At 65.0% G+C, this 24,313-nt stretch carries 24 protein-coding genes; 12 read left to right on the forward strand and 12 right to left on the reverse strand.

The window, feature by feature from the left end; all coding sequences use genetic code 11:
* The 6 genes from VHL31_RS01020 to VHL31_RS01045 all read left to right on the forward strand — a co-directional run.
* Positions 1–569, forward strand: a 569-nt coding sequence (locus VHL31_RS01020; RefSeq protein ID WP_329659339.1) for a sugar ABC transporter permease, incomplete at its 5' end; no start/stop codon positions are given.
* Positions 569–1,393, forward strand: a complete 825-nt coding sequence (locus VHL31_RS01025) for a carbohydrate ABC transporter permease (protein WP_329659340.1) — start codon at positions 569–571, stop codon at positions 1,391–1,393. The genes VHL31_RS01020 and VHL31_RS01025, both read left to right, overlap by 1 nt.
* Positions 1,394–1,409: 16 nt before the next feature.
* Complete coding sequence (locus tag VHL31_RS01030) at positions 1,410–2,471, forward strand: amidohydrolase family protein (RefSeq protein ID WP_329659341.1); 1,062 nt, start codon at positions 1,410–1,412, stop codon at positions 2,469–2,471.
* Positions 2,468–3,601 (forward strand): amidohydrolase family protein, encoded by a 1,134-nt coding sequence (locus VHL31_RS01035; RefSeq protein ID WP_329659342.1) that lies wholly within the window; start codon positions 2,468–2,470, stop codon positions 3,599–3,601. Before VHL31_RS01030 ends, VHL31_RS01035 begins: the two co-directional genes overlap by 4 nt.
* 3 nt (positions 3,602–3,604) lie before the next feature.
* A complete protein-coding gene (locus tag VHL31_RS01040) occupies positions 3,605–4,018 on the forward strand; it encodes a Rieske (2Fe-2S) protein (protein ID WP_329659343.1) in 414 nt (137 codons plus the stop codon).
* A 192-nt stretch (positions 4,019–4,210) separates the two neighbouring features.
* Positions 4,211–5,674, forward strand: a complete 1,464-nt coding sequence (locus VHL31_RS01045) for a metallophosphoesterase (protein ID WP_329659344.1) — start codon at positions 4,211–4,213, stop codon at positions 5,672–5,674.
* Between the two features lie 92 nt (positions 5,675–5,766).
* Here the strand turns inward: VHL31_RS01045 and VHL31_RS01050 are convergent, their stop codons facing one another.
* The 3 genes from VHL31_RS01050 to VHL31_RS01060 form a co-directional block, all read right to left on the reverse strand.
* On the reverse strand, positions 5,767–7,248 hold the full coding sequence (locus VHL31_RS01050) for a calcium-binding protein (protein ID WP_329659345.1): 1,482 nt from the start codon (positions 7,246–7,248) through the stop codon (positions 5,767–5,769).
* 144 nt (positions 7,249–7,392) lie between these two features.
* Positions 7,393–8,157, reverse strand: coding sequence for an SDR family oxidoreductase (locus VHL31_RS01055; RefSeq protein WP_329659346.1), 765 nt, complete (start codon positions 8,155–8,157; stop codon positions 7,393–7,395).
* 76 nt (positions 8,158–8,233) lie between these two features.
* A complete protein-coding gene (locus VHL31_RS01060) occupies positions 8,234–9,340 on the reverse strand; it encodes a hypothetical protein (RefSeq protein WP_329659347.1) in 1,107 nt (368 codons plus the stop codon).
* A gap of 189 nt (positions 9,341–9,529) precedes the next feature.
* Here VHL31_RS01060 and VHL31_RS01065 point away from each other — a divergent pair, with 189 nt between their 5' ends.
* Positions 9,530–10,339, forward strand: a complete 810-nt coding sequence (locus tag VHL31_RS01065; RefSeq protein WP_329659348.1) for an alpha/beta hydrolase family esterase — start codon at positions 9,530–9,532, stop codon at positions 10,337–10,339.
* Between the two features lie 19 nt (positions 10,340–10,358).
* Here VHL31_RS01065 and VHL31_RS01070 read toward each other — a convergent pair whose 3' ends face one another.
* Positions 10,359–11,090, reverse strand: coding sequence for a helix-turn-helix transcriptional regulator (locus tag VHL31_RS01070; protein WP_329659349.1), 732 nt, complete (start codon positions 11,088–11,090; stop codon positions 10,359–10,361).
* A gap of 140 nt (positions 11,091–11,230) precedes the next feature.
* Between VHL31_RS01070 and VHL31_RS01075 the strand changes: the two genes are divergently transcribed.
* The 4 genes from VHL31_RS01075 to VHL31_RS01090 all read left to right on the forward strand — a co-directional run bounded on the left by VHL31_RS01075 (position 11,231) and on the right by VHL31_RS01090 (position 13,805).
* Positions 11,231–11,434: a DUF1127 domain-containing protein gene (locus VHL31_RS01075; RefSeq protein ID WP_329659350.1), complete on the forward strand. Its 204-nt coding sequence runs from the start codon at positions 11,231–11,233 to the stop codon at positions 11,432–11,434.
* 207 nt (positions 11,435–11,641) lie between these two features.
* Positions 11,642–12,757: an HlyD family efflux transporter periplasmic adaptor subunit gene (locus VHL31_RS01080; RefSeq protein WP_329659351.1), complete on the forward strand. Its 1,116-nt coding sequence runs from the start codon at positions 11,642–11,644 to the stop codon at positions 12,755–12,757.
* Positions 12,758–12,880: a hypothetical protein gene (locus tag VHL31_RS01085; RefSeq protein WP_329659352.1), complete on the forward strand. Its 123-nt coding sequence runs from the start codon at positions 12,758–12,760 to the stop codon at positions 12,878–12,880.
* Positions 12,881–12,896: 16 nt separating this feature from the next.
* Entirely contained in the window at positions 12,897–13,805 is a 909-nt protein-coding gene (locus VHL31_RS01090; protein ID WP_329659353.1) for a cation diffusion facilitator family transporter, read from the forward strand.
* A 22-nt stretch (positions 13,806–13,827) separates the two neighbouring features.
* Here the strand turns inward: VHL31_RS01090 and VHL31_RS01095 are convergent, their stop codons facing one another.
* From VHL31_RS01095 to VHL31_RS01125, 7 genes are all read right to left on the reverse strand, one after another.
* The gene (locus tag VHL31_RS01095; RefSeq protein ID WP_414653619.1) at positions 13,828–14,811 is read right to left on the reverse strand and encodes a branched-chain amino acid ABC transporter permease; all 984 of its coding nucleotides are present in this window, start codon (positions 14,809–14,811) and stop codon (positions 13,828–13,830) included.
* Positions 14,811–15,698: a branched-chain amino acid ABC transporter permease gene (locus VHL31_RS01100; protein WP_329659355.1), complete on the reverse strand. Its 888-nt coding sequence runs from the start codon at positions 15,696–15,698 to the stop codon at positions 14,811–14,813. The genes VHL31_RS01095 and VHL31_RS01100 overlap by 1 nt, the downstream gene beginning before the upstream one ends.
* A gap of 76 nt (positions 15,699–15,774) precedes the next feature.
* The gene (locus VHL31_RS01105; RefSeq protein ID WP_329659356.1) at positions 15,775–16,989 is read right to left on the reverse strand and encodes an ABC transporter substrate-binding protein; all 1,215 of its coding nucleotides are present in this window, start codon (positions 16,987–16,989) and stop codon (positions 15,775–15,777) included.
* A 51-nt stretch (positions 16,990–17,040) separates the two neighbouring features.
* Complete coding sequence (locus VHL31_RS01110; RefSeq protein ID WP_349262325.1) at positions 17,041–17,787, reverse strand: ABC transporter ATP-binding protein; 747 nt, start codon at positions 17,785–17,787, stop codon at positions 17,041–17,043.
* Positions 17,780–18,535 carry an ABC transporter ATP-binding protein gene (locus VHL31_RS01115; RefSeq protein WP_349262326.1) on the reverse strand — a complete coding sequence of 252 codons (756 nt, stop codon included), beginning with the start codon at positions 18,533–18,535 and terminating at the stop codon, positions 17,780–17,782. Before VHL31_RS01115 ends, VHL31_RS01110 begins: the two co-directional genes overlap by 8 nt.
* Positions 18,536–18,688: 153 nt before the next feature.
* Positions 18,689–20,806, reverse strand: coding sequence for a 3-hydroxybutyrate oligomer hydrolase family protein (locus VHL31_RS01120; RefSeq protein WP_329659359.1), 2,118 nt, complete (start codon positions 20,804–20,806; stop codon positions 18,689–18,691).
* A gap of 458 nt (positions 20,807–21,264) precedes the next feature.
* A complete protein-coding gene (locus VHL31_RS01125; RefSeq protein WP_329659360.1) occupies positions 21,265–22,200 on the reverse strand; it encodes an AraC family transcriptional regulator in 936 nt (311 codons plus the stop codon).
* A gap of 98 nt (positions 22,201–22,298) precedes the next feature.
* Between VHL31_RS01125 and VHL31_RS01130 the strand changes: the two genes are divergently transcribed.
* Complete coding sequence (locus VHL31_RS01130; RefSeq protein WP_329659361.1) at positions 22,299–23,042, forward strand: SDR family oxidoreductase; 744 nt, start codon at positions 22,299–22,301, stop codon at positions 23,040–23,042.
* 758 nt (positions 23,043–23,800) lie between these two features.
* On the opposite strand, the gene VHL31_RS01135 is transcribed toward VHL31_RS01130, so the two are convergent.
* On the reverse strand, positions 23,801–24,313 hold a 513-nt coding region (locus tag VHL31_RS01135; RefSeq protein ID WP_329659362.1), incomplete at its 5' end, for a translocation/assembly module TamB domain-containing protein.

Genomic DNA, 24,313 nt, shown 5'->3' on the forward strand with positions numbered 1-24,313 from the left:
ACCTGCTGATGTTTCTGCCGCACATTGTGACGCCAGTGGTGGCGGCCCTGTTCCTGCGTTGGATCTTCACCGGACGCTGGGGCCTGCTCGACGCGATCATCATGAGCTTCAACGTCTTCCCGCCGGACTGGCTCGGCAGTGCCGGCTGGGCGAGGTTCACGGTGATCCTGGCTGATGCCTGGCAGTTCACGCCGTTCATGATCCTGGTGCTCTACGCGGGCCTCAATACCGTGGATTCGAGCCAGATCGAATCGGCGCAGATGGACGGAGCCGGCAACTGGACGATCCTGACCCGGATCATGCTGCCAGCAATCAAGCCGCTCATCCTGTTCGTGCTGTCCATCCGGATCATGGATGCCTTCCGGTTTTTCGACACGATCTATGTGCTGACCGCCGGCGGCCCGGGGAGCGCCACCGAAACGCTCACGCTCTATACCTACGCGCTGGCCTTCCGTCTGCTTGAGATCGGCAAGGCCTCGGCGCTGGGCGTGCTGACGCTGCTGCTCTCGGCGCTGACGATCGGGCTGCTGATCGCGGTCCTCTACCGGCGCGACAAGGGGGCGTTCTGATGCGGCCTTCACCGTTCTGGCAGACCGTCCTGTTCATCGCGCTGTGCGCGTTCACGGCGATCAACCTGACGCCGGTGATCTGGGCGTTCATGACCTCGATCAAGCTGCCGGTCGATGCCTTCTCGGTGCCGCCGAAGCTGATCTTCACGCCGACCTTCGAGTTCCACTATCAGGTCTGGGTCGAGAAGCAGTTCTGGCAGTTCCTGATCAACAGCGCGATCATTGCGGTGTCCGTCGTGTGCATCTCGGTTCCGATCGGGACCATGGCGGCGTTCGCATTGTCCAGGATGCGGGGTAGTGGTTCGCGCGGCATCCTGTTCGGCCTGCTAGCGATGCGGATGTTCCCGCATATCCTGCTGGCCATCCCGTTCTTCGTGCTGGCGCAAGGCCTGAGCCTGATCGACACCTACCCGGCAATGATCCTGGCGCTGGTGGCGATCAACCAGCCCTTCACGATCTGGATGATGCGCTCCTTCTTCATGGACGTGCCGCTGGAACTGGACGAGGCGGCGCGTATCGACGGCTGCAACCTGTGGCAGGTCTTCTACCAGGTGGCCCTGCCGGTCGTGCGTCCAGGTCTCTGGATCACATCGCTGTTCAGCCTGCTGCTCGCCTACAACGAGTTCCTGTTCGCCCTGGTGCTGACCGGCCCCAACACCAAGACCCTGCCGGTGGCGATCGCGGAGTACGGGGCGGAAGACCTCAACTATTGGTCGCTGTCGGCTGCGGCGGCCATCGGAATCATGCTGCCGATCGTCTTGTTCATGATGGCCCTGCAGCGTCACCTGGTGCGTGGCCTGGCGTTCGGCGCGGTGAAAGGTTGAGATGGTGGAGAAGCCCATGAACGCTGCCGGTGCGATCGACTGCGACGTCCACCCGAACGTTCCGAACATTCAGGCCCTCGTGCCTTACCTCGACCCCTACTGGCAGGAAATGGTCGACGTGCGCGGCATGGAGACCTTCGAGAACCGCAGCTTTCCCCTGCGCGCGCCGATCAATGCCCGGCCGGAGTGGCAGGACGAGAAGGGCCGGGCCGCGGAGAGCGTGGACCGGATGAGGACCGAACTGCTGGACCGCTGGGGCGCCTCGATCGCGATCTGCAACTGCCTCTACGGCATCCAGATGATCAACGACGAGAACATGGCCGCGGCCTTCGCCCGGGCGGTGAACGATTGGCTGGCGGCGGAGTGGCTGGCCAAGGAGCCGCGGCTTCGCGGCTCCATTGTGGTGCCCGTGCAGAACCCGGAACTAGCGGTCGACGAGATCGAGCGGCTGGCCGGCGACAAGCGCTTCGTCCAGGTGCTGGTCCTGGTCATGGGCGAGCTGCCGCTCGGCAAGAGCTTCCACTGGCCGATCTACCGGGCTGCCGAGCGCCATGGCCTGCCGATCTGCGTGCACCTTGGCAGCGCCTATCGCCACCCGGTGACGGCGTCGGGTTGGCCCACCTACCATGTCGAGGACTATGTCGCGCAGGGGCAGGCCTTCCAGGCGCAGATCGCGAGCCTGATCAGCCATGGCGTCTTCCAGAAGTTCCCGAAGCTGAAGGTGGTGCTGGCCGAGTCCGGGGTGACCTGGCTGCCGACCTTTCTCTGGCGGTTCACCAAGGGGTGGCGGGGCCTTCGGATCGAGGTGCCCTGGGTCGACCGCTCGCCGATCGAGATCCTGCGCGAGAGCATCCGGCTGACCCTGCAGCCATTCGACGCGCCCGCAGATCCGGCCCAGGTCGCCCGTGTCCTCGATCATCTCGGCTCCGACGATTTACTCCTCTACTCTTCGGACTATCCTCATTGGCAGTTCGAGGGCGACGATCTGATCCCGTCCGGGTTCCCGGAGAGCCTGCAGCGCAAGATCATGATCGACAACCCGCTTGCCACCTATCCGCGTCTCGGAGGTTCGACATGACCCTTGAGGTTCTCGACCATGCGCAGACGGAGACCGCCCTCGAAGCGGCCCCCGTTCGGGCCAAGCCGCAGCGCCTGAGCATCATCGACTGCGATCTCCATCCGACCGTCAAGTCGCTGGAGGACCTGAAGCCCTATCTCAGCCAGCGCTGGTGGGACCGGATCCAGACCTACGGTCTCCGGCCGCGCCATGCCTTCACCCATGGTGATCCCTATCCCAAGGCAGCGCCCCGCGCCGCCCGCCGGGATGCCTGGGTGCCGGACGGCAGCCAGCCCGGCAGCGACCTCCCGTTCATGCGGGAGCACTATCTCGACCCGTACGGGATCGAGTACGCGATCATGAGCCCGCTCTATCCGAGCGGGCAGGCCGACCAGGACCCCGAGTTCACCACGGCCATGGTCAGTGCCGTCAACCAGTGGCAGCTCGATGCCTGGGTGCACCAGGAGAAGCGGCTGAAGGCCTCGATCCTCGTCTCCTACGAGGATGCCGAGGCGTCGGTGGCCGAGATCGAGAAGCGGGCGGGCGATCCAGGCTTCGCGCAGGTGCTGTTCCTGACCCGCACCAACGAGCCACTCGGCCGCAAGCGCTACTGGCCGATCTACGAGGCGGCCGAGCGGCACGGCCTGCCGGTGGCGATGCACGTGTTCGGCTATAGCGGCTTCCCCGTGAGCGGCACCGGCTGGCCGTCCTATTACCTGGAAGAGATGACCGGTCATTCCGCGGCCTGCCAGTCGGTCGTGTCCAGCCTGGTGCTGGAGGGCGTGTTCGAGCGCTTTCCCAACATCAAGTTCATCAACATCGAGGGCGGCTTCGGCTGGCTGGCGCCGCTCACCTGGCGGCTGGACAAGCACTGGTCGCGGCTGCGCGCGGAGGTCCCGCACCTCAAGCGGCCGCCGTCGGAATACCTGAAGGAGCAGCTCTACATCACCACCCAGCCGATGGACGAGCCGGAGAACCCGCGCCACCTGATCGAGCTGATGGAGGAGGTCGGCTTCGACCGGCTGCTGTTCGCGACCGATTATCCGCACTGGGACTTTGACGACCCTGCGCGCGCCCTGCCCAAGGGGCTGACGCCAGAGCAGCAGCGCAAGGTCTGCTCGGAGAACGCGCGCAAGCTGTTCCGCCTCTAGCCGATGGCCAAGCACGTCGTCGCCACCACCGGGGAGATCCCGGTGGGCGGTAGCAAGCTGGTCGAGATCAGGGGCCGGCCGATCGCGGTCTTCAACGTCAAGGGCGAGTACTTCGCCCTTTACGACAAGTGCCCGCACGAGGGCGGCAGCCTTTGCAGGGGCAAGCTGACCAGCCTGGTCGATTCGAGCGGTCCCGGCAACTACCGGCTGTCCCGGCAGGGCGAGATCGTGCGCTGCCCCTGGCATGGCTGGGAGTTCGACGTCCGCACGGGCAAATCCTACTGCGATCCTGTACGCATGCGGGTGCGCAACTATGCCGTGTCGGTCGAGCCGGGCACGCGGATCGTGGAGGGGCCCTATCAGGCGGAGACCTTCCCAGTCTCCGTCGAGGGCGAGTACGTCGTGGTCGAAATGTAGGACGAGAAGATCGGGAGCATTCGTGTCTGGCGGAAGCGTCTGGATCGCAGGCTCCGGATGCTTCGTTCAAGGTCGTCATCGGCAGGATGGCGCCGCCGCCGCTGATGTGAAAAGCTGGGCATCCGGTTCATCTGGACAGGGCCGAAGAACCGGCCTGGGAGCGGTGAAGTGGTGCGTCGTCCCCGATGTTCGGTGATCATCGCTGGTCTTGCTGCCCTGGCCGGCCTCATGGCGTCGCACGCTTCGGCTGCTCCGGCGCGATCCGGGATCCACGCGGCCTATGTCCTTCTGGCGCCAGCCCCTGATGGCGGCACCGTGCCACTTGCCCGCGTGATCATTCCGGCGGGGCAGGATTGTCCCCGCCTTGCCAGGACAAACGGGTCGGTCGAGATGACGGCACGCGCCAACCCGAATCCCGCCACCTTTCCCGTGGAGGTCTGCGAGGCGGTGTACGGTTTCGGCGAGGCCGTGACGATCGCGGGCAGCGACATCGCCCTGCCGACGATCGCGCCCGACCCGGGGCCGCAACATATCGTCGTGCTCGGCGATACCGGCTGCAAGGGCGGCAGCAGCCAGGACTGCACAGATCCGGCGGCATGGCCGTTTGGCACCTTCGCTGCCGCGGCCGCCCATCCGGCACCCGATCTTGTCATTCACCTAGGCGACTACAATTACCGAGGGACGCCCGGCAGGATCGCGGTGGGAGACAGAAAGGAGAACGTCTACGACGCCGGCGACAGCGCACCCGCCGACCGCCAGTGCCAGTTGGGCGATTCCTATGTCAGCCAGAACGTTTCCGGCAGCCAGAACTGGGACAGCTGGGCCAACTGGCAAGCTGACTTCTTCGACCCCGCCGCACCACTGCTGAGCAGGGCGCCCTGGGTCGTCGCTCGGGGCAATCATGAACTGTGCAGCCGTGCCGGCCCCGGTTTCTTCTACTTCCTGGATCCGCACTCCAGCCTGCTGGGCGGAGAACTCAGCTGCCCTGTCCAACAGCTTGGCGGCCAGCCATTGCCGAACCTCGTCTTCGTCCCTCCCTATCGCGTGGACTTCGGCAGGCTCAACCTGGTGGTCATGGATTCCGCGAACGCCTGCGATACGTTCCCGAACTTCACCGCGACCTATGCACAGCAGTTCGAGGCCGTGCAGGAACTGGCGGCCGACAGGCTGACCTGGCTCATCGGCCATCGGCCGATATGGGGAGTGGACCAGGGGGCGTCGCCAGGACAGTTCGACATCTCCAACGCAGCCTTGCAGCAGGCGCTCCGGCAAAGCAGCGGCGGCAGCCTTCCGGCTTCCGTGCAACTGGTCCTGGCAGGACACATGCACCGCTTCGAGGCAGTAAGCTTCGAGACAGGTCGGCCGCCCCAACTGGTGATCGGCAACAGCGGGACGCAGCTCAACGACAACCCTCTCGCAGGTCCGTTTACCGCCGACGTCGACGGCGAGGCAGCCAAGGGGCTTGCCGCGAACGAATTCGGCTATCTCGACATCCGGCTTCGTCCCACTGGCGACTGGCTGGGCATGGTCGTGGATCCGCGCCTGTCCGGCACCAAGGCGCTGGCTTTTTGTGGCACGCACGGCCTGAAGGAGACGGGCCAAATCTGCGTGCCGGCCCAGGAGTTGAAGCGCCGGCTGAATCCCGATGGGAAGTAGCTTGGCAGAGGCCGCGACCACCGGCGTGGACATGCACGGCCGTGCCCTCGAGATGTGGATTGGCCCCTGCTGCCTCCGCTGCGGCGTCTTGCTCAGAGGATGACGTCGCCGGCTCCGATGACCGCCTGCGACAGCTGGACCTGCATCTCCAGTCCGGCCGTGCCGGACGTCTCGGCCACCAGGTAGGTGACCCCGCCGGAGACCAGGAGCCCGATCTCGCCTGCCCGGTCGACCGGCGTGCTCCCTACGAAGGTGAAGGCCTGGTTGCCGCTGACGTTCAGGTTGGCGTCGATGGTGGAGACGTCGATCTCGTCCCCTTCGTTCCCGTTGAAGGCGAAGATGATCTCGTTGAAGTTCAGTGGCGACTCCGGGCTCGGATTGTCTTCGCTGGTGGAATTGTAGTCGACGCGCTGCGCACCGGTGCCGCACCACAGATGGTCGTGGCCGGCCCCGCCGTCGAGCAGGGTGGAGCCGTAACCGGTGAGCTTGTCGTCTCCAGCGTCACCGAACAGGGCACCGGTGCCAGCGACGTCATCATTGCCTGACCCGGCTCGGATCTGGTTGCTGCCCTCGAAGTCGCTGATCTGGTCGCTGCCGTCGCCGCCCGCGATGATGTCGTCGCCTGCCTGACCATGCAGGCGGTCATTGCCGTCATCTCCGAACAACTCGTCGGCGCCGCCTGCTCCATAGAGCGTATCGCTTCCGGCCAAGCCCCGCAGGCGGTCGGCGCCACCCCGGCCGTCCATGAAATCGTCGAACTGGCCGCCGAGGAAGCGGTTCGCGTTGGTGTCGCCGAGCAGGTAGTTGGAGCTGTTAGCCCCGGAGATGCCCTCGATGCTCAGAAGCGTGTTGGCGCCGCCTCCCAAGGTGCATGTCCCGGCCGCGAGATCGACCGAGAGCTGGGCGTTCGACCCGCCGAAGAAGGCCTGATCGCGGCCGCTTTCGCCGTCGAGGAGATTGCCCGCATCGAGTTCCGATAGAACGTCGTCGCCTCCGCCGCCGTGCAGCTTGTCGACGCCCTCCTTCCCTGCGATCTGGTCGTTGCCGCCATACCCGAAAAGGTCATCCCTGCCGGCGCCACCCCTGATGAGGTTCATGCCGTCGTCGCCGAGGATGATGTCGTCGAAGGCCGTTCCCTCCAGCCCTTCGACGTCGAAGAGCGTATCGCTGTCACCGCCGCCACTGGAGAAATGTGAGCCGAGGTTCGCGACGATCCTGGACGGCGCATCCGTGTACCTGGCGAGGTCGAAGCCACTCCCGCCATAGAGGGCATCGCGGCCGGCCCCTCCGTGCAGCACGTCATTGCCGCCGCCACCATGGAGCGTGTCTTCGCTGTTGCCGCCGAGAAGCGTGTCGTGGCCAGATGCTTCGAACAGGTCCGGAAGAACAAATGCTCTGCTCGCTGTAATCTGATGTGTTGAACCAATGACTAATGGAGCTTTGCCATCCCCATAGATGACATCGTTGCCGGCCAAGCCGGAAAGATGATCGTCACCACCAAGCCCATAGATCCGGTCGTCATTGATCGTACCGGATAACGTATCACTCGCGATCGTGCCAATGAACTCTGCCATGATCATCTCCTTCGAGCTGATCCAGCATAGCAGAAGGTAAATGCGTGAAGCGGTGATGTTTATCACCGTCTTTGGGCGCTGCAGTTGCCGTCATAGATATTGTGGCTGATCTACAGGACACTCGCGCCGAAGCCGCGCCGCATGTCAGTGCGCGATCCAGCCGCCGTCGACGACCAGGATATGGCCGACGATGAAGCGTGCCTGTTCCGAACAGAGGAAGAGAACGGCGGCCGTCAGTTCCTCGGCCTTGCCCATCCTGCCGATGGGGAACAGCTTGCCGGCTTCCTCCGGCTTGATGTTCTCCCGCTCCATCCACTGGTGGAAGACATCGCCCGGCGCATCGATGCCGCAGGCCGCGATCGCATTGACGCTGATATTGTTCTTGGCGACTTCCAGGGCGACCGACTTGGTCAGTGCATCGACGCCGCCCTTGGTCGCCGCGTAGATGCTCTCGTTGGCGTTCCCGGTCAGGCTGCCGGTGATCGACGACTGGTTGACGATCGCCCCGCCGCCGTTCTTCAGCATCTGACGGATCTCGTGCTTCATCGCATAGAAGACGCCGCGCAGGTTGGTGTCCACGTGGAGGTCGAAGCTCTCGCTGGTCTCCTCGACGATCGGAGCGAAGCGCACTACCGCCGCATTGTTCACCGCGCAGTCGAGCCGCCCGTACCGCTCGACGGTCTTGCCGACCATCTCCTCCGCATCGCGCTCGACCCGCACGTCGGCGCGCAGGAAGATCCCTTCGCCTCCCTCCGCCCTGAGCAGCTCCAGCGATCGGGCACCACCGGCCTCGTCAATGTCCGTGAGGACGACGCGCGCACCTTCACGCGCAAAGGCCAGTGCCGTCACCCTGCCCAATCCCCGGGCTGCCCCCGTGACCAAGGCGACCTTGCCGTCGAATGAGCCCATTCCCGATCTCCGTCATGCCTGAAGTGGCTGGAAGCATCTCGGCAGGCTCGGGACGGGCTCCACCACCGACGGCGGATCATGATGGATCCTTCGCGAGCACGACCGTAGCAAGCGGAATGACCATGGGCTGAGGTGCTGCCGCCAGGGCGGCGGCCATCCCCGCTTCCACCATGGCGACAAACTGGACTGCCCGTGGACCGTCCCGGCCATCCTCCAGCGCCTGCGCCAAGGTCGGAAGAACGGAAGCGCGCGAGAAAGCCGCCCAGCGTGCGCCAAAGGCATGAGCATCGCAGTCGCTCTGGAACATCTGCCAGATCGTGTCCTCGCTCAGGAACAGCTCGACATGCTCCACCGAAAGGCCGGCGAAGCGCCCGCTGGCCGCGAAAGGTGCGCCGATGTCCGCAAGGCTGCGGCCGACGGTGGGGATCGCCATCCTGTGCAACTCGACCGGGCTCAGCCAGCCCTCGTCGACAAGCCGGCGCAGCGTCGCGTAGATCGCCTCGAGGATGGGACCGTAGCCGAACTCTCCCGCCTCCGTGAGGGCCATCGTCAGGACGACCAGCCGCCCGCCGGGCCGAAGCTCGCGGCCGCGATGGGTGAGGAAGGTCCGCCAGTCCTCGGCCGCCTGCGCGGCAAAGGCCGCGCGCGTCACCGGATCGCGGCTGAAGGCAACCTGCACCTGATCCGGAATGAAACCCGGGAGTCTGCTCAGCCACTGGACGGCCCAGGAACTCCATCCGAGCGTCACACAACCCGACGGAAGGATCTGCCCGTAGAACGATCGTCCGACAGCCGACGCGAAGGTCGCGGCATCGTGCCTGAGGTAGCTTCTCTTGTCGGTGTCAAGCGTCCGGAACAGGGCCTGGAAGTCATTGTCGGGAAGATCCGTATGGATGACGGAGATTTCCTGGTCGGGTCCAACTCGCCCCCGCAGGGTGCGAATGCCCGCTTCCATTGGCGCCAACGAGTTGCCGCCCTGCGAACAACCATAATCCGCAATGACGATGGGTCCGGACGACGGGAGATCGGCGACCTGTGCGGCCTGCTCGAAATGGGCGACCGCCGCCATCGATCCAGCCGCTTGGACGATGGAACTGCGATTGTAGGCTCCATGTCCCTCCATCGGCACGGGACGAACATCGGGTGCGAAGTCCTTCATCTCGCCCAGCCCGGCAGACGGCATTGCCCTGCGGAGCCGCTGGAGCGGCACCCACAGGTGGGCAAGAGTGGAATGGCGGAGGCGGGCGTGTCAAACCGTTCCGGCATACGGCCGGATGCGACGGGTCAGCCGGCTTGGAGGCACTGATTGACCGAGCGCTCATGGCCACGGGATCGGTTGGCCGCCGCATGTCGGCGTGTGGCGATGGCAGGCATGGCATTGGCTCTTTTCTGCCTGGCGAACGCTCCACCCGTGACAGCGTGCGACGCGGCGACGGACTGTCTGCTACCGGGTGGCCGCTACAGGATCAGGGCACCAGAGGGATGGGATGGCAGGTCGGCGCTTCCAGCTGCTGTCTTCTTCCATGGCTGGCAGGGATCGGCCGCGGCGGTCATGGCGGATGAAGGGCTAAGCCGGGCGTTCTCCGAGGCGGGGGTTCTGCTGATCGCACCGGATGGGCTGAACGGGGACTGGTCGTTCCCGGGTGCCGACCCCTTAGCGGGGCTGGCCAAGCCGGCGCGGGACGAGCTGGCCTTTGTGCACGCGGTGCTCGCGGACGTTCGGGCCCGCCTTCCCGTTGACCAGACACGGCTATGGGCAACAGGCTTTTCCATCGGCGGCTCGATGGTCTGGTACATGGCCTGCGACGACCGGCAGGAGTTTGCGGCGTTCGTTCCTGTCGGCGGTGCCTTCTGGCTGCCGATGCGGCGGCACTGCGGCGGGCCAGTCAACCTGATGCACATCCATGGCCTGACCGATGCAACGGTCCCGCTGGAGGGACGGCAGCCAGTCCCGGGCTACGTGCAGGGAGACATCTTCGCCGGCATGGCACGCCTGCGGCAGCTGAACGGCTGCCCGACCGCCCCGAGCCGGTTCGAGAGGAGCGGCGTCCTCATGTGCCGCATCTGGGAAGGATGCAAAAGCAGCCATGATCTTCGGCTCTGCCTGCACCCGAACGGGCACGAGCTTCAGCCTGCATGGATCCTGGACAGCTGGGACTGGGTGCGGTCCGCCGCACCCTGACAGGCCTAGGGCAGGACGGTCATACCCGGGCCTCGTCGATCCTGACACCGAAGGCCGAATGAAGACCACGCCAGCCTTCTGGCGTGACCGACAGCGCGCGGGTGCCCTGCAGGCGACGCACCCAGCCGAGCTCCAGGCAGCGGGCGCAGAGCGCCGCACCCACCATGCCAGCCACGTGCGCCCGCCGCTCGCTCCAGTCGAGGCAGGGCCGGCAGAACATCCGGGAGCGGCCGTTCCTGTGGGTAGTAGTGCTTGCCGCAGTGTCCAGGCCCAGGCCGAGCGAGCGCAGGAATGCCATGCCCTCCTCCGTCACCACGCCACCATCGGCTGAAAGTTCGAGCTGGCCGCGCGCAACCATTACGTCGGCCATTGCCACGGCCAGCCAGCCGGCGAGATGATCGTAGCAGGTGCGGGCGATCCGCAGCGCCTTGTCCCGTGGGCCGACGATGGGCGGCGGCCGGCTCGGTCCTGCATCAAGGCCGACCACGGCCATGATGGTCTCCAGCATACGCGCGACCGCAGGCGACGCAAGTCGGTGGTAGCGATGCCGCCCCTGCCGCTCGATGGCCAGAAGTCCGGCGGCGGCAAGCTGGGCAAGATGGCCGCTGGCCGTCTGCGGGGCCACCCCGGCCGCGTGCGCCAGTTCGGTCGCGGTCAATGCGCGACCATCCATCAAGGCGATCAGCATGTTGGCCCGCGCCGGGTCGCCGACCAGCGCGGCCGTCTGCGCGAAACTGGATATGCTGGACATGGCGCCGGCGCTCCTTCGGTCTGCTCCCGCGCTCGCACCCTACCTGGCGGCGCACGCGAACGGTTCGGCCGGGCACGTAGCATCATGCCGCCGGGCCAGTCGAATGTCGTGGCTCACCCGGATTAATGGGAGCCAACCTGATGATCCCTCTTCTGCTGCTGCGTGCGCTTGCCGCTCCGAGCCTCCCGTTCGAAGGTACCTTTACCCGTGCCATTCGCTGGACCCGGGACCGCCGCACCCTGGCAGAGCTTGACGACCGGCTGCTGCGCGACATTGGCCTGACGCGTGCCGACGTGGCACGCGGAAGCCCGTTCAAGGCGGGTTCCACGGGGTACGGCAGGTAGCGTCGTCCCTGCAGGTCATGCCTGCAACAGTGCACACCGCTCCGCAGTGCCTGGCCGTCATGGCGAGGGATGCCGCATGGAAAATTGGCGGATCCCATGATTTTCTACCGGACGGATCGGGGAAATATGTCATGAGGCTGGACGCTATGGATGGAGCTGGTCCCTGGCGCGCGGGGCATTCCTTGTCATTTGCAGACCTTGGCTGACATGGCGGTCGGTGTTCCGGCCGATCGACATGGCAAGCTGCCACATCGCGGGTTCTGGTGGATCGGCCTGGCCCTGCTGGCGGGCTATGTCGGCTGGATGATCGCGCCCTATGTCCGCTCGGTGATCACGCGGGATGCCGCGGTGACGAGCTGGATCCATGTTGCGACGGCGACGATCCGCGGCACGGTCGCTGAGCTGCCCGTGAATGTCGGCCGGCGGGTCAAGCCCGATGGCCGCATCGCCGTGATCCGCAATGCCATCGCCGATCGCACTGCGCTCAGCGAGGCTGAGGCAAAGGTGGCGCTGGAGGAGGCCAACGTCCACGAACTGGACCTGCAACTCGACCAGTTGGCGAAGCTGCAATCAGAGAGGCAGGAGCTGGTCGAACGGCATGTGAAGGTGCTGGCTGACGATCTCGACGTCACCGTCACCGGCGCGAGGAAGGAGCTGGCGCTGATCGGCGAGCGCTTGGCGCTGGTCCGGAGCATGACGGACCGCAAGATCGCGCTGGGCCGGACCGGCACGGCCTCGCAGGCTGCCATCGACGAAGCGAAGGTGGAGGTCATGGAGCTGGCCCTGCTCCAGGTCGAGCCGGAAGGGATCCTGGCCCGGGCAGAGCTTCGCCTGCGCGCCATCGCCGAGGGCATCCCGCTCCTGGAGAACGGCAACGACCCTGACTGGGCCATGCGGAGCGTCGCTGCGCTGAAGCTGGAGCTGACCAGGGCCACCAGCGACCTCGCCGGTGCCCAGGCGAAGCTATTGGAAGCACGCGCCGTGGCGAAGGCGGCTGGCGAGGCCTACGAGAAGGCGAGTGTCGGCATCGTGAGCGTGCCGCCGGATGCGCTGGTCTGGAGCATCATCGCAGGTGCGGGTTCGACCGTGGATGTCGGCGCACCGGTGGCCAAGTGGGTGGACTGCAGCATCATGCTGGTCGACGTCCCCGTGAGCGACGTGGAGGCGGCCCTGGTCCGTCCGTCCATGCCGGCCGACGTGATGCTCGAAGGCGAGAACCGGGTGCGACGCGCCGAGGTCCTGCTCGCCCGTGGTGCCGCCGCAACCATCGGCGATGTGGACCTGGCGGCGATCGCCAAGGGGAGGCGACCGGGCATCGGCTAGGTGATCCTGAGGCTGGAGCACACGCCGGAGGACGTCATGGCCTGCCCGATCGGCCAGGCTGCCCACGTCGAGTTCCCCGGCATCGGCGTGTTCGACGTCCTGCGCGCCCGCCTGGGCATCTGAGCATGAGCTACTGACGATGCGTGCCGTCAGCCCTGAAGAGCGGCATCGCGAACGTTCCATCCTATTCGCGCTCACGGCTGATTCGAGCATCGTACTGCCGATCCTCCTGGCAGGCCTGATCGGTGGCTCGCTGACGAGCCTTGCCGAGGCGATCCGCGGCATCCTGATGATCGCCATCGAAGGCTACTCCCTGGTGGTGCTTCGCCGGATCCACCGCGGCTTGCTGGTCGAGTTCGAGTTCGGTGCCGGCAAGCTCGAACAGATGTGCAACCTCATCATCGCTGCGGGGATGGTGGGTGGTGCGGCCTGGATCGCGCACGGTGCATTCTCGCTCCTGCTCGAAGGGCAGAGCCATGCTTCCCCGCTGGGGCTCGCGACGGCTGCCTGCCTGGGCGCCATCAATACGTTCATCAATTTCGCCGCCTGGGACGAGATCCGGCAGGCAGCGAAGGGCGAGCGCTCCTTGATCATGCAGGCGCAATTGCGGGCGCGTTTCACCAAGCTCGTGTCATCAGCCTTCGTCCAGGTCACGATGACCATCTCGGCCGTTGCGAACGACCCCGTCATCGCCGCCTATTCGGATCTCGTGGGCGCCTTGTTCGTGTCCGGCTTCATCCTGCTGATCGCGATCCGGATGTTCCGCGCAGGACTGCCGGACCTGCTCGACCGCGCCGTCGACGAAGCTGCGCAGATCCTGATTCTGCGCGCGCTGATCCACCACTTCGATGCCTATGACAGCCTCGATGGCATCCGGACCCGGCGATCCGGCAGCCGGCTCTTCGTGGAAATCGCCCTGGGATTCGACCAGAGCCTGTCCATGGCCGAGGTCGACCGACGGGTCGTCGGGATCCGGCAGATGATCATGGGAGAGCTGCCAAGCACCGACGTCTCGATCCTCGCGGCGGCGGTACCCCCGTTGCGGTGACCGACGCGTCGTCCACTTCCTGCTAGAGCGGTCTCTTCAACCATTGGGCCAGCACGCCCACGACTCCCTGGCGGAACAGCAGCACGCTGACGACGAAGATGATCCCCTGGATGATCGTGACCCATGCGCCGAACGTTGCCAGGTAGTTCTGCATGGTCACGATGATCGCGGCGCCCACCAGCGGACCGAAGACCGTGCCCATGCCGCCAAGCAGCGTCATCAGCACCACTTCGCCGGACATGGTCCAATAGACATCGGTCAGGGAGGCCAGCTGGAACACGATCGCCTTGGTGGCACCCGCAAGCCCGGCCAGCGCCGCCGATAGCACGAACACGGCCAGCTTGTACTGGTTCACCCGGTAGCCCAGCGACACCGAGCGCGGCTCGTTGTCCCGAATGGCCTTCAGCACCTGCCCGAACGGTGAATGGATGATCCGGTAGATCACAAGCAGGCCGCCGAACACAATGGCCAGCACGAAGAAGTAGAGGTTGCGGTCGGGCCCAAGATCAAAGAGGCCCAGAAGGTGGCCGCGCGGCACGGACTGGATGCCGTCCTCGCCACCGGTGAAGGGGGCCTGGACTGAAAAGAAGAACACCATCTGCGCGAAGGCCAGGGTCACCATCGCGAAATAGATTCCCTGCCGGCGGATGGCCAACGAGCCGAACACCAGGCCGAGGAAAGCGGCCGCCGCCGTCCCGAGCAGGATCGCGAGTTCCGGGTTCAGCCCCCAGGCCTTGGCGGCATAGGCACTGACATAGCTTGCCGAGCCGAAATAGGCGGCGTGCCCAAACGAAAGCAGTCCGCCGAACCCGAGCAGCAGGTTGAAGGCGCAGGCGAACAGCGCGAAGCACAGGATCTTCATCAGGAAGACGGGATAAAGGACGAACGGCCCCACCAGGCCCAATAGCAGCAAGCCAAGGAAGATCGCCATGTGATGACGCGGCATCCCGCCTGCGGCCACGGGCCGTACGTGCGCCGACGGAAGCACTGCCTCGGTTTTCGCCATCACGCGGTCCTCCCGAACAGCCCGGCCGGTTTCACCAGCAGCACGATCGCCATGATCACGAAGATCACCACCGCCGAACCCTCGGGATAGAAGACCCTGGTCAGCCCCTCGATGACGCCAAGACCGAAGCCGGTGACGATCGAGCCCAGGATCGAGCCCATGCCGCCGATCACCACGACAGCGAACACGACGATGATCAGGTCAGCCCCCATGTTCGGATTGACCGAGTAGATCGGTGCAGCCAGCACGCCGGCAAAGGCGGCGAGTCCCACGCCGAAGCCATAGGTAATCGTGATCAGGCGCGGGACGTTGATGCCGAAGGCGCCGACCAGGGTCGGGTTCTCCGTGGCCGCCCGCAGGTACGCACCGAGCCTGGTCTTCTCGATCACGAACCAGGTGGCGAGGCAGACGACCAGGGAGGCGACGATTACCCAGCCGCGATAGTTCGGCAGGAACATGAAGCCCAGGTTCTGGCCGCCCGATAGCTGGCTCGGGATCTGGTAGGGCAGCCCGGAGATGCCGTACTCGTTGCGAAACAGCCCTTGGATGATCAGCGCCAGGCCGAAGGTGAGCAGCAGCCCGTAGAGATGGTCGAGATGGTACAGCCGCGAGATCAGGAGCCGCTCGATGATGACGCCGCTGATGCCGACGATGACCGGCACCAGGACGAGCGCCGCCCAATAGTTGATGCCGAGATAGTTGAGCAGCATCCACGCGACAAAGGCGCCCATCATGTACTGCGCGCCATGGGTAAAGTTGATGATGTTGAGCAGGCCGAAGATGATCGCAAGGCCGAGGCTCAGCAGGGCATAGAACGAGCCGTTGATCAGGCCGAGCAGAAGCTGGCCGAACAATGCCTGCGGCGGGATTCCCAATAGCTCGAACATGAGCCCGTCCTACGGTCAGGGGATCGAAACAAGCGCGGGCTGTGCCGGCCGACGCGGCACAGCCCTGCCACGTCCCTTACTTCACGAACGGGCAGCCACCCTCGGCCAGCGGGCGCCAAGCCTTTTCCGGCGGGATGGTAGCGACCAGCTCGTAATAGTCCCACGGGGCCTTCGACTGGTCCGGTGTCTTCACCTTGAACAAGTACATGTTCTGCAGCTTGCGCCCATCCTCGCGAACCGAGCCCTGGCCGAACAGCGGGTCGTCCGTGGGCATTTCCTTCATCTTGGCCATGACGGCCTGGGGATCCTTACCGCCCACCGCCTCGATCGCATTCAGATAGTGGAGCACGCCGGCATAGACCCCGGCCTGCACCATGGTCGGCATGTCACCATCATGCGCCTCGGCGAAGCGCTTGGACCAGGCGCGGGTATCGTCGTTCAGGTCCCAGTAGAAGCTTTCCGTCAGCACCAGGCCTTGGGCGGTATCCAGGCCCAGCGCATGGACGTCGGTGAGGAATACCAGGAGTCCGGCCAGCGCCTGGCCGCCCTGGGTGATGCCGAACTCGGAAGCCTGCTTGATCGAGTTGATCGTGTCGCCGCCGGCATTCGCCAGTCCAATCACGTCGGCCCCGGAAGACTGCGCCTGCAGCAGGAAGGAGGAAAAGTCGGTGCCGGGGAACGGATGTCGGACGCTGCCGACGACTTCACCGCCCGCAGCCTCGACCACGGCGGTGGTGTCACGCTCGAGTGCATGGCCGAAGGCGTAGTCGGCGGTCAGGAAGAACCATTTCTTCCCGCCCGCTTCCACCATCGCGCCACCCGTACCGTGGGCCAGGGCATAGGTGTCGTAGGTCCAGTGCACGGTATTGGGCGAGCATTGCTTGCCGGTAAGGTCGGATGTGGCAGCGCCGGAGTTGATGAAGACCTTGTTCTTCTCGCGCGTGATCTCGTTGACTGCGAGAGCTGCCGAGGACGTAGGTACGTCGGTGATCATGTCGACGCCCTCCTGGTCGTACCACTGCCGCGCGATGGTGGAGGCGATGTCCGGCTTGTTCTGATGGTCGGCCGAGACGATCTCGACGGTGATCCCCTTTTCGGCGGCCTTGAAATCCTCGACCGCCATGCGCGCGGCGACCACGGATCCCTCACCGGAAAGGTCGGCATAGATGCCGGAGCGGTCGTTGAGCACGCCGATCTTGACGGCCGTGTCGGCCATGGCGACGCCAGCCAGCATGGTTCCCGAAAGAAATGATGCGGCTATGGCAGCCCGCATCAAGCTCTTGATCTTCATCGTTCTGCCTTCCCTGTGATTGTTTCTGCTCGATCCGACGAAAGCGGAGCGCTACACCCCGAGATAGTGGTGTAGCTTGTCGATATTCTGGTCCAGCTCGTCATTGCGGATCGCGTCGACGACCTTTCCCTGCTCCACCACGTAGTGCCGATCCGCGACCGATGCCGCGAAGTGGAAGTTCTGCTCCACGAGCACGATCGTGAAGCCTTCCCGCTTGAGGCGGCCGATGGTGTTGCCGATCTGCTGGACGATCACGGGTGCCAGCCCCTCGGTCGGCTCGTCGAGGAGCAGCAGCTTGGCACCGGTACGCAGGATTCGGCCGATCGCCAGCATCTGCTGCTCGCCCCCGGAAAGCTTAGTGCCCTGGCTCGACAGCCGCTCCTTCAGGTTGGGGAACAACTCGAAGACCTGGTCGACCGAGAGGCCTCCGTGCCGCACCTTGGGCGGCAGCATGAGGTTCTCCTCCACCGAGAGGCTGGAGAAGATGCCCCGTTCCTCGGGGCAGAAGGCGATGCCGGCACGGGCGATGGCCCGCGAGGGCAGGCCGATCGTCTGGCGTCCGTCGAAGACCACCGAGCCCTTTCGCTTGGGCAGGATCCCCATGATGGCCTTGAGCGTCGTGGTCTTGCCGGCACCATTGCGGCCCAGCAGCGTCACGACCTCGCCGGCGCGCACGTCGAACGCGATGCCATGAAGGACGTGGCTCTCGCCGTACCAGCCATGCAGGTCCCTGACCGAAAGCAACAGGCCGTCAGCCTCGGCCACGGGAGCGTGCTCCATTAGTGCGGCCTCAGGCATGACCTGCCCCAATATAGGCTTCAATGACGTCAGGATTCTTCGACACGGCGGCATAGTCCCCTTCGGCCAGGATCTTGCCGCGTGCCAGGACGGTGATGTGGTGCGACAGGGAAGCGACCACCGACAGATTATGCTCCACCATCAGGATGGTGCGGTTCGCCGCGATGCGCCGGATCAAGGCCGAGATGCGCTCCACGTCTTCCTGGGCCATTCCCGCCATGGGCTCGTCGAGCAGGAGCATCTCCGGCTCCAGCGCCAGCGTCGTGGCGATCTCCAGCGCGCGCTTGCGTCCATAGGGAAGTTCGCCGGCTGCAACCGCCGTGAACCGGCTCAATCCGACATCATCGAGTAGGGCCGCCGCCCTGTCGTCGAATGCCGACAGCACCCGCTCGGACCGCCAGAAGTCGAAGCTGTCCCCGCGCTGGCGCTGCAGCGCGATCCGCACATTCTCCAGGGCAGTCAGGTGCGGAAAGACGGCCGAGATCTGGAACGACCGCACCAGCCCCAGCCGCGCGATGTCCGCCGGCGACATCCTGGTGATGTCCCGGCCGTTGAAGGTGATGGTGCCCTGGGTAGGCTGGAGGAACTTGGTAAGCAGGTTGAAGCAAGTCGTCTTGCCGGCGCCGTTGGGGCCGATCAGGGCATGGATCGAGCCGCGCCTTATGTCTAGATCGACGCTGTCGACCGCGATGAAGCCTTTGAATTCTTTGCTCAAAGAATGTGCGGACAGAATAATATCGTTGTTCATTTGCCTCCCTGCGAAACAAAATGATCGGCTATTCCGTCGTTAAGCCTCAAGGCGACAGGGCAATCGAGCGGTCCGCGCCATCGCCCTGGTGTCCGATGCGCATGCTACCCATCGCGCTGCCTCAGGCAACCTCGACGAGCAGCGCCTTGAGGATCAGTCCGGAATGAACAGGGTCCGCCCGTCGAAGGTGATCCGTGCCGCAGCCTCGGGCCGCATCTGGATCGGGGGCAGGTTGGCGTGCTCGATGGCAGGCACCGTGTCGCCTGTCCGTCCGCGGGGGACCGTGTGGACGACCTGGCTGGGCGGCAGATCGCGGCCCTTGGTCAGGTGCGCATACATCTGGTCCAGCGCCTGCACGAAATAGTAGTGCAGCGGAATGAACCGCTCGTCGAAGCCCGGAAAAGCGTTGAACGCATCCAGATGCTGAGCATTGGTGACCTCCACATAGGAGATGTTCGACCGGCGACCGTCACGCAGCCGGCTCAGCGCAACATACGGCCGTGAGCTGTGATTGGGCGCGATCAGCGCGTCGTCGCGGCCATGGAGCAGGATGGCCGGGATGCCGTTCAGCTTGCCGTCGGCCAGGATCTGGCGGATCGAGTGATCCAGGCTGTTTCCCGGGCTGCCGGACGACCCGACATAGGGCCGGCCGCCGAGCAGCGAGCGCAGGCAGAGATGCCCGTCCAGGTTCTGGTCCGCCAGCCCGCTCGAGCGCGACCGGGAGACCTGGTCGCGGACGGCGCCGCCCGGTGAATCGTTGTTGACCACGTTGATCCCGCCAGTGGGCGGGATGCCGTTGGCCGTCGCGAACAGGATCGCTTCGCTGGCCGGCGGCAGGGGAATGATCTGATTGAAGGTCGTACTGGTCGCGGTGCCATCGGTCGCAGCGAAGGAGAATCCACAGAGATTGTCCTCCACGGGCGCCCGCGCATAGGCGTTGGCGTAAGTGACCGCGACCGCTTGAGCGACGTAGAAGTTCCAGTAGGCCGGCGCCACGTCGTTCTGCTCGGGCAGGATGCCGTAGCCGTTGATGATTGCCTGCGCCTCCAGCGCCCGTTCCGACACCGTCGAGCCTTTCAAGAGACCTCGTGCCGCCAGCGCATTGCAGCGGTTCTGCCCAAGCTCGACTGGCGTCAGGTTGAAGGGCGCGCTGGCGTTGCCGGAAGCAAGGATGGCGCAGCCCTGATACAGGTCGATCAGGGTGAGATAGTCGTAGAGCGGCAGGCTGTGCCGTCGCAGCGGCTCCTCGCGACCCTGTCGGATGGCGAAACGTCGATCAGGGACAGGGTTCACGTTCGGTTCGGACACCACCACGCCGTCGATCATGCCCTTGGGCGCAATCTCCGCCGCCCGTAGCGAGGCGGCACCGCCATTGGATACACTGGACGCGATCACGAGCGTGTTCGCCCAGTTGAAGCGGGGTGCTCCGCCACCGGCGCGCTCGTCGACGAACTCGGCGTTCAGCGCCCACAGCGCGAACTGCAGCGACAGGAGCACATGGTCGTCCCAATGTGCCTCGGGATTGCGTCGGGAGTGCGCATGCTTCCAGGCCCAGCGGTCGGGGAAGCGCTCGTTGAGGCGTGCCTGCTCTTGATCGCTCAGGTCTGCGGTGAAGGTGGACGACTGCCCGGCAGCATCCGCATCGGCCCGCTCACCCCGCAGCAGACCGACCGTGTCCCGCTCCAGGTTGTGCGCCCCGGTGCCCGTCCCTTTGTCGGTATAGGCGACGGCGCAGCCATGCTTCAGGCCCCATTCCCCGGATGTTCCGATGGCCCCGTAGATGCCGCGCGAGCCCGACGAGGGGCCCGTCACGATGCAGGCCTTGGCGGGATCGAACGCCTCGGGGATCTGGACCATGAGCGTGACGCTGCGATCGCCGCTCCGGTCACTGGCGAACGCGAGATATTCCACACCGTAGATCTTCCCGCTCGCATCGGCCATGGTCGGCGCCACCAGGGGACCGTACAGCCGGCCGTAGCCACCCCCGGTGGTCGTGTCGACCAGGGCCCGGTAGTTGCCGTAGATCGCGGCCGTCCTTAGGGCTTCCGGATCGGCCGGGTTGGAGAACTGAGGTGCCGGCCCGGCCAGGCCCGCCGCCCCAAGCCCACCCGTCAGCAGATCGTTGCCGCTGCTCTCCGGATAGCGGTTGATCAGGACGTCGCCTTCGATGAAGGCCAGCTTGTGCCCTGCTGCCGCCACGCTGTCGGCCACCAATGCGCTGCCCGTCATGCCGAGCAACGCTGCCAGCGCCCATGATCCTCTCAACCGCATGCCCAACCTTCCCCATTGTAGATGGGCAAGATGCGGAGGAAGGTCTCTTATCGCAACGGAAATGAAAAATACAGAATCCTGCCGGATTTAGTCTTGATCGGCATTTCAGGTGTAAAATCTGGCACAGCAGCCAGAGCAGGGATGGCACCAGAACAACGTGTTCACCATAGGATGAATGCTGCATCAGCCAGCCGATGTCTGACTTGCCGAACGAACTTGACCAACTAGCCGAGGAAGCCTTCCAGCCTTCGCACGACAGTTTTCGGACGTGCCCTCGACGCTCCAAGCCGTACATCTTGCCGTTGCTGAGCACTTGGTTGCGGCGGGCCCACTTGGAGGGAGCCCCGCGCAGAAATGCGGTTCACGAACCGTGGAGGAAGCGGAAGCAGAGTATTGGAGAAGCCAAATCAACGAGGCCTGGAGCGACATTAAGGAAGAGCGGGCCCTAGAGGTGACGTTCAAGCCGCGCCCTGCAGAGGCGAGGAGGATCGTTCCAGCCACTGCTCGCGCGCATAGGCCGTCGGCGGCAGGCCGACATGGCGCGCGAACGCGACGCTGAACGTGCTTGCCGAGCTGTAGCCCACACGGTCGGCGACCTCGGCAATGCCGCCCTCTTTGCGACGCAGCAGATCCTTCGCCAAAGCCATGCGCCAATGGAGCAGATACTCCATCGGAGCGACGCCGACCGCTCGTCTGAATCGCTCGAAAAAGGCCGACCGGGAGAGCGCTGCTTCTTTCGCCAGCTGCGCAACCGTCCATGGCCAGGTCGGTCGCTCATGCATCCGCCTTAGAGCGATGGCGAGACGTTCATCGGCTAGTCCTCGCAAGAGGCCAGGGGCCGCCGCAGGTCCCGCCATGGAGCGCAGAGCCTCGATCAGCAGAACCTCAATGAGACGCGCCAGGATCACGTCTCGTGCGGGCCGATCCCCACGGGATTCCTCGTCCAAGAGTTGCACAAGGGTGGTCAGCCTCTTCTCTCCGCGTACGTGCACGAGCTGCGGAAGGAGCGACACCAACAAGGCCGCATCGCATGAGCCGAAGGCGCAGTAGCCCACGAGCATCCGAACATTGAGTGGGCCGACGCGGCTGCCCAGCTGGAACACGCCGGGGCGCAGCTCGACCGGTACGGTCGCCACGTCTCCCGTCGGCTTCGGCTCAAGGCTTGAGGTTGTGAAGTCATAGGCCGAGGGGATCAGGACGAAATCACCCCTTTCGAGGATGACCCACTCCTGTTCCCGGACCGAAAGGCGGCATGAGCCGTCGAGGATCACGCAGTAGAAGGGACGTCCGGCTTCCGAGCGGCGGACCAGCCAAGAGCCTGCTCCGTTCACGACTTTCGAGAACGAGGCGCTCGGCTGGAGCAGGCCGACCACCTGAGCGAGCGGGTCAATCATGTCTGGACTCCTGCGAATGAAATCTGGATTTTGGATTGTAGAGAGTCCGGCAGCGGCGGCCTATCGTCAATCGGATAGATGACGGAGCTGAAGTCCTCATGAAAACCATCTTCATCACCGGATGCTCATCCGGGTTCGGCCTCGAGACCGCGCGCTACTTCCTGGATCGCGATTGGACGGTCATCGCCTCGATGCGCACGCCGCGCGAAGACCTCCTGCCCCGCTCTGAACGCCTGCGCGTCGTGCCACTTGATGTCACCGATCCGGAAAGCATCCACCGGGCCGTGGATGAAGCCGGGCCGATCGACGTCCTGGTGAACAATGCAGGGATCGGTCTGTTGAATGCGCTGGAAGGCATCTCGATGGACGCTGCCCGCGAGCTCTTCGAGACGAACACGCTCGGTACGATCGCCATGACGCAGGCAGTACTGCCGCAGTTCAGGCAGCAGAGGTCGGGTGTCATCGTCAACGTCACGTCGAGCGTGACACTGAAGCCGCTGCACCTGCTCTCGGTGTACACGGCAAGCAAAGCGGCGGTGAATGCCTTCACCGAGTGTCTGGCGCTGGAACTGGAGCAGTTCGACGTGCGCGTGCGTCTGGTGCTCCCGGGGCGCGCTCCGGAGACCCGGTTCGGCGAGAATGCCCGAGCGCGCATGCAGAACGGTATTCCCGAGGCGTATGCCGGCCTGGCGGAGCGCGTTTTCGCAGGATGGCAGCAGTCCTCAGAGGTCACGCGGGCCCTTGATGTGGCGGAAGCGGTATGGCGGGCGGCGAACGATCCATCCTGCCCGATGCGCCTTGCTGCTGGTGCCGATGCCGTGGCGTTGGCTTCGCGAAGTTGAACAGGGAGCCTCATCACTCGCCGGATCGCTTTCACCAAAGACGGTGCTGATCACCTCTTCCGGCAGTGCAGGAACTGGCGGATCTCAGGCTTGACCAGTGCCAGCTGTAGCCACAGGAGAGCCAGCCTGTCCGGCGACAGGGTTGCCAGCAGGCGGTTGCGGGTTTGCAGGGAAGGATGAAGCGGACGCGGCCACGAACGGCTCCCGAGCAACGTCGGCGGAGCCCACATACCTCTCTCAGCCACTCTCGTGCCTGTTGATGCCGGAGCGGTCCCCAGGCACCAGCGTTTGATCTTCCCCGGCTGGTCGTGCTGCCGGGCTTCCGGCGGGCGCCGGGCAGCCCGGCAGGTGTGGTTGGCCGATACACCCCTGGCTGAGTGGGCGTGCGCCGGTGATCGAACTGGGACGGTGGTGATGATGCCTGGATATGCACCGGCAGCTGTACGGATTCGACATGGCGCGGCGCAATTCCTCGTGCTGCTTCGGCGCACGACGTCTGCGATTCTTCCCGCACCTGGGCAGGCGATGCCATCGAGTTTCCGCAGGGGTCAACGAGGGCGCGCTAGCGCATACGATCACTGACAGCGTGGAAGCCGCATAGGTGCGGGGCAATGGCACGACCAACAAGAGGCCAATGATCGTTGCGGCCCATGAGTCTCCCTCTGGCTACCGCCGCACGCTACAAGAACAGCGCCAGGTCTTTCATGGACGTCCTCTGCCCGGCAGCCGCTCTTGATTAGCTCAAGAGCTAGCGAGATCTAGTAGTCATACTTCCACTGTACGCCGAAGCCGGTCTGCGAATCCTCGGTGACCTCGGTCTGGACCGTCACGTTTGGCCCGACCTCGACCTCCACCGTGGCCTTGCCGGATCCCGGCGCTACGCCACGTTCGACCTGCAGGTAGACGTCGTCCGAGATGTACTTGCCGGCCTTGACGCTGGCATCGTCGGCACTGCTGCCGCCAAAGTCGAGCGTATCGACGCCCAGTCGCTGGCGGACCGTATCCAGGATGCCGCCGGACCCACCATCCCGCAGCGAGTTCAAGGCCGCCGCCAGCTGCAATCCCTGTGCTGCCGAGATCTTGGTCACGTCCCGGCCGAACAGGATCTCGGCCATGATCTCGTCCGGTGGACGCACGGGGTCGCTGGTGAGTTCGATCTTGGGGTCACTGGCGCGCCCGGTCACCTGCAGGATTCCGACCAGCGCGTTGGCCTTGAACGTGGCGCGGATGTTCAGGTCGGGATCCGGCGGAACCGCGCCGTCCAGGGAGAC

The organism is Geminicoccus sp. (assembly GCF_036263595.1).
Lineage (GTDB): Bacteria > Pseudomonadota > Alphaproteobacteria > Geminicoccales > Geminicoccaceae > Geminicoccus.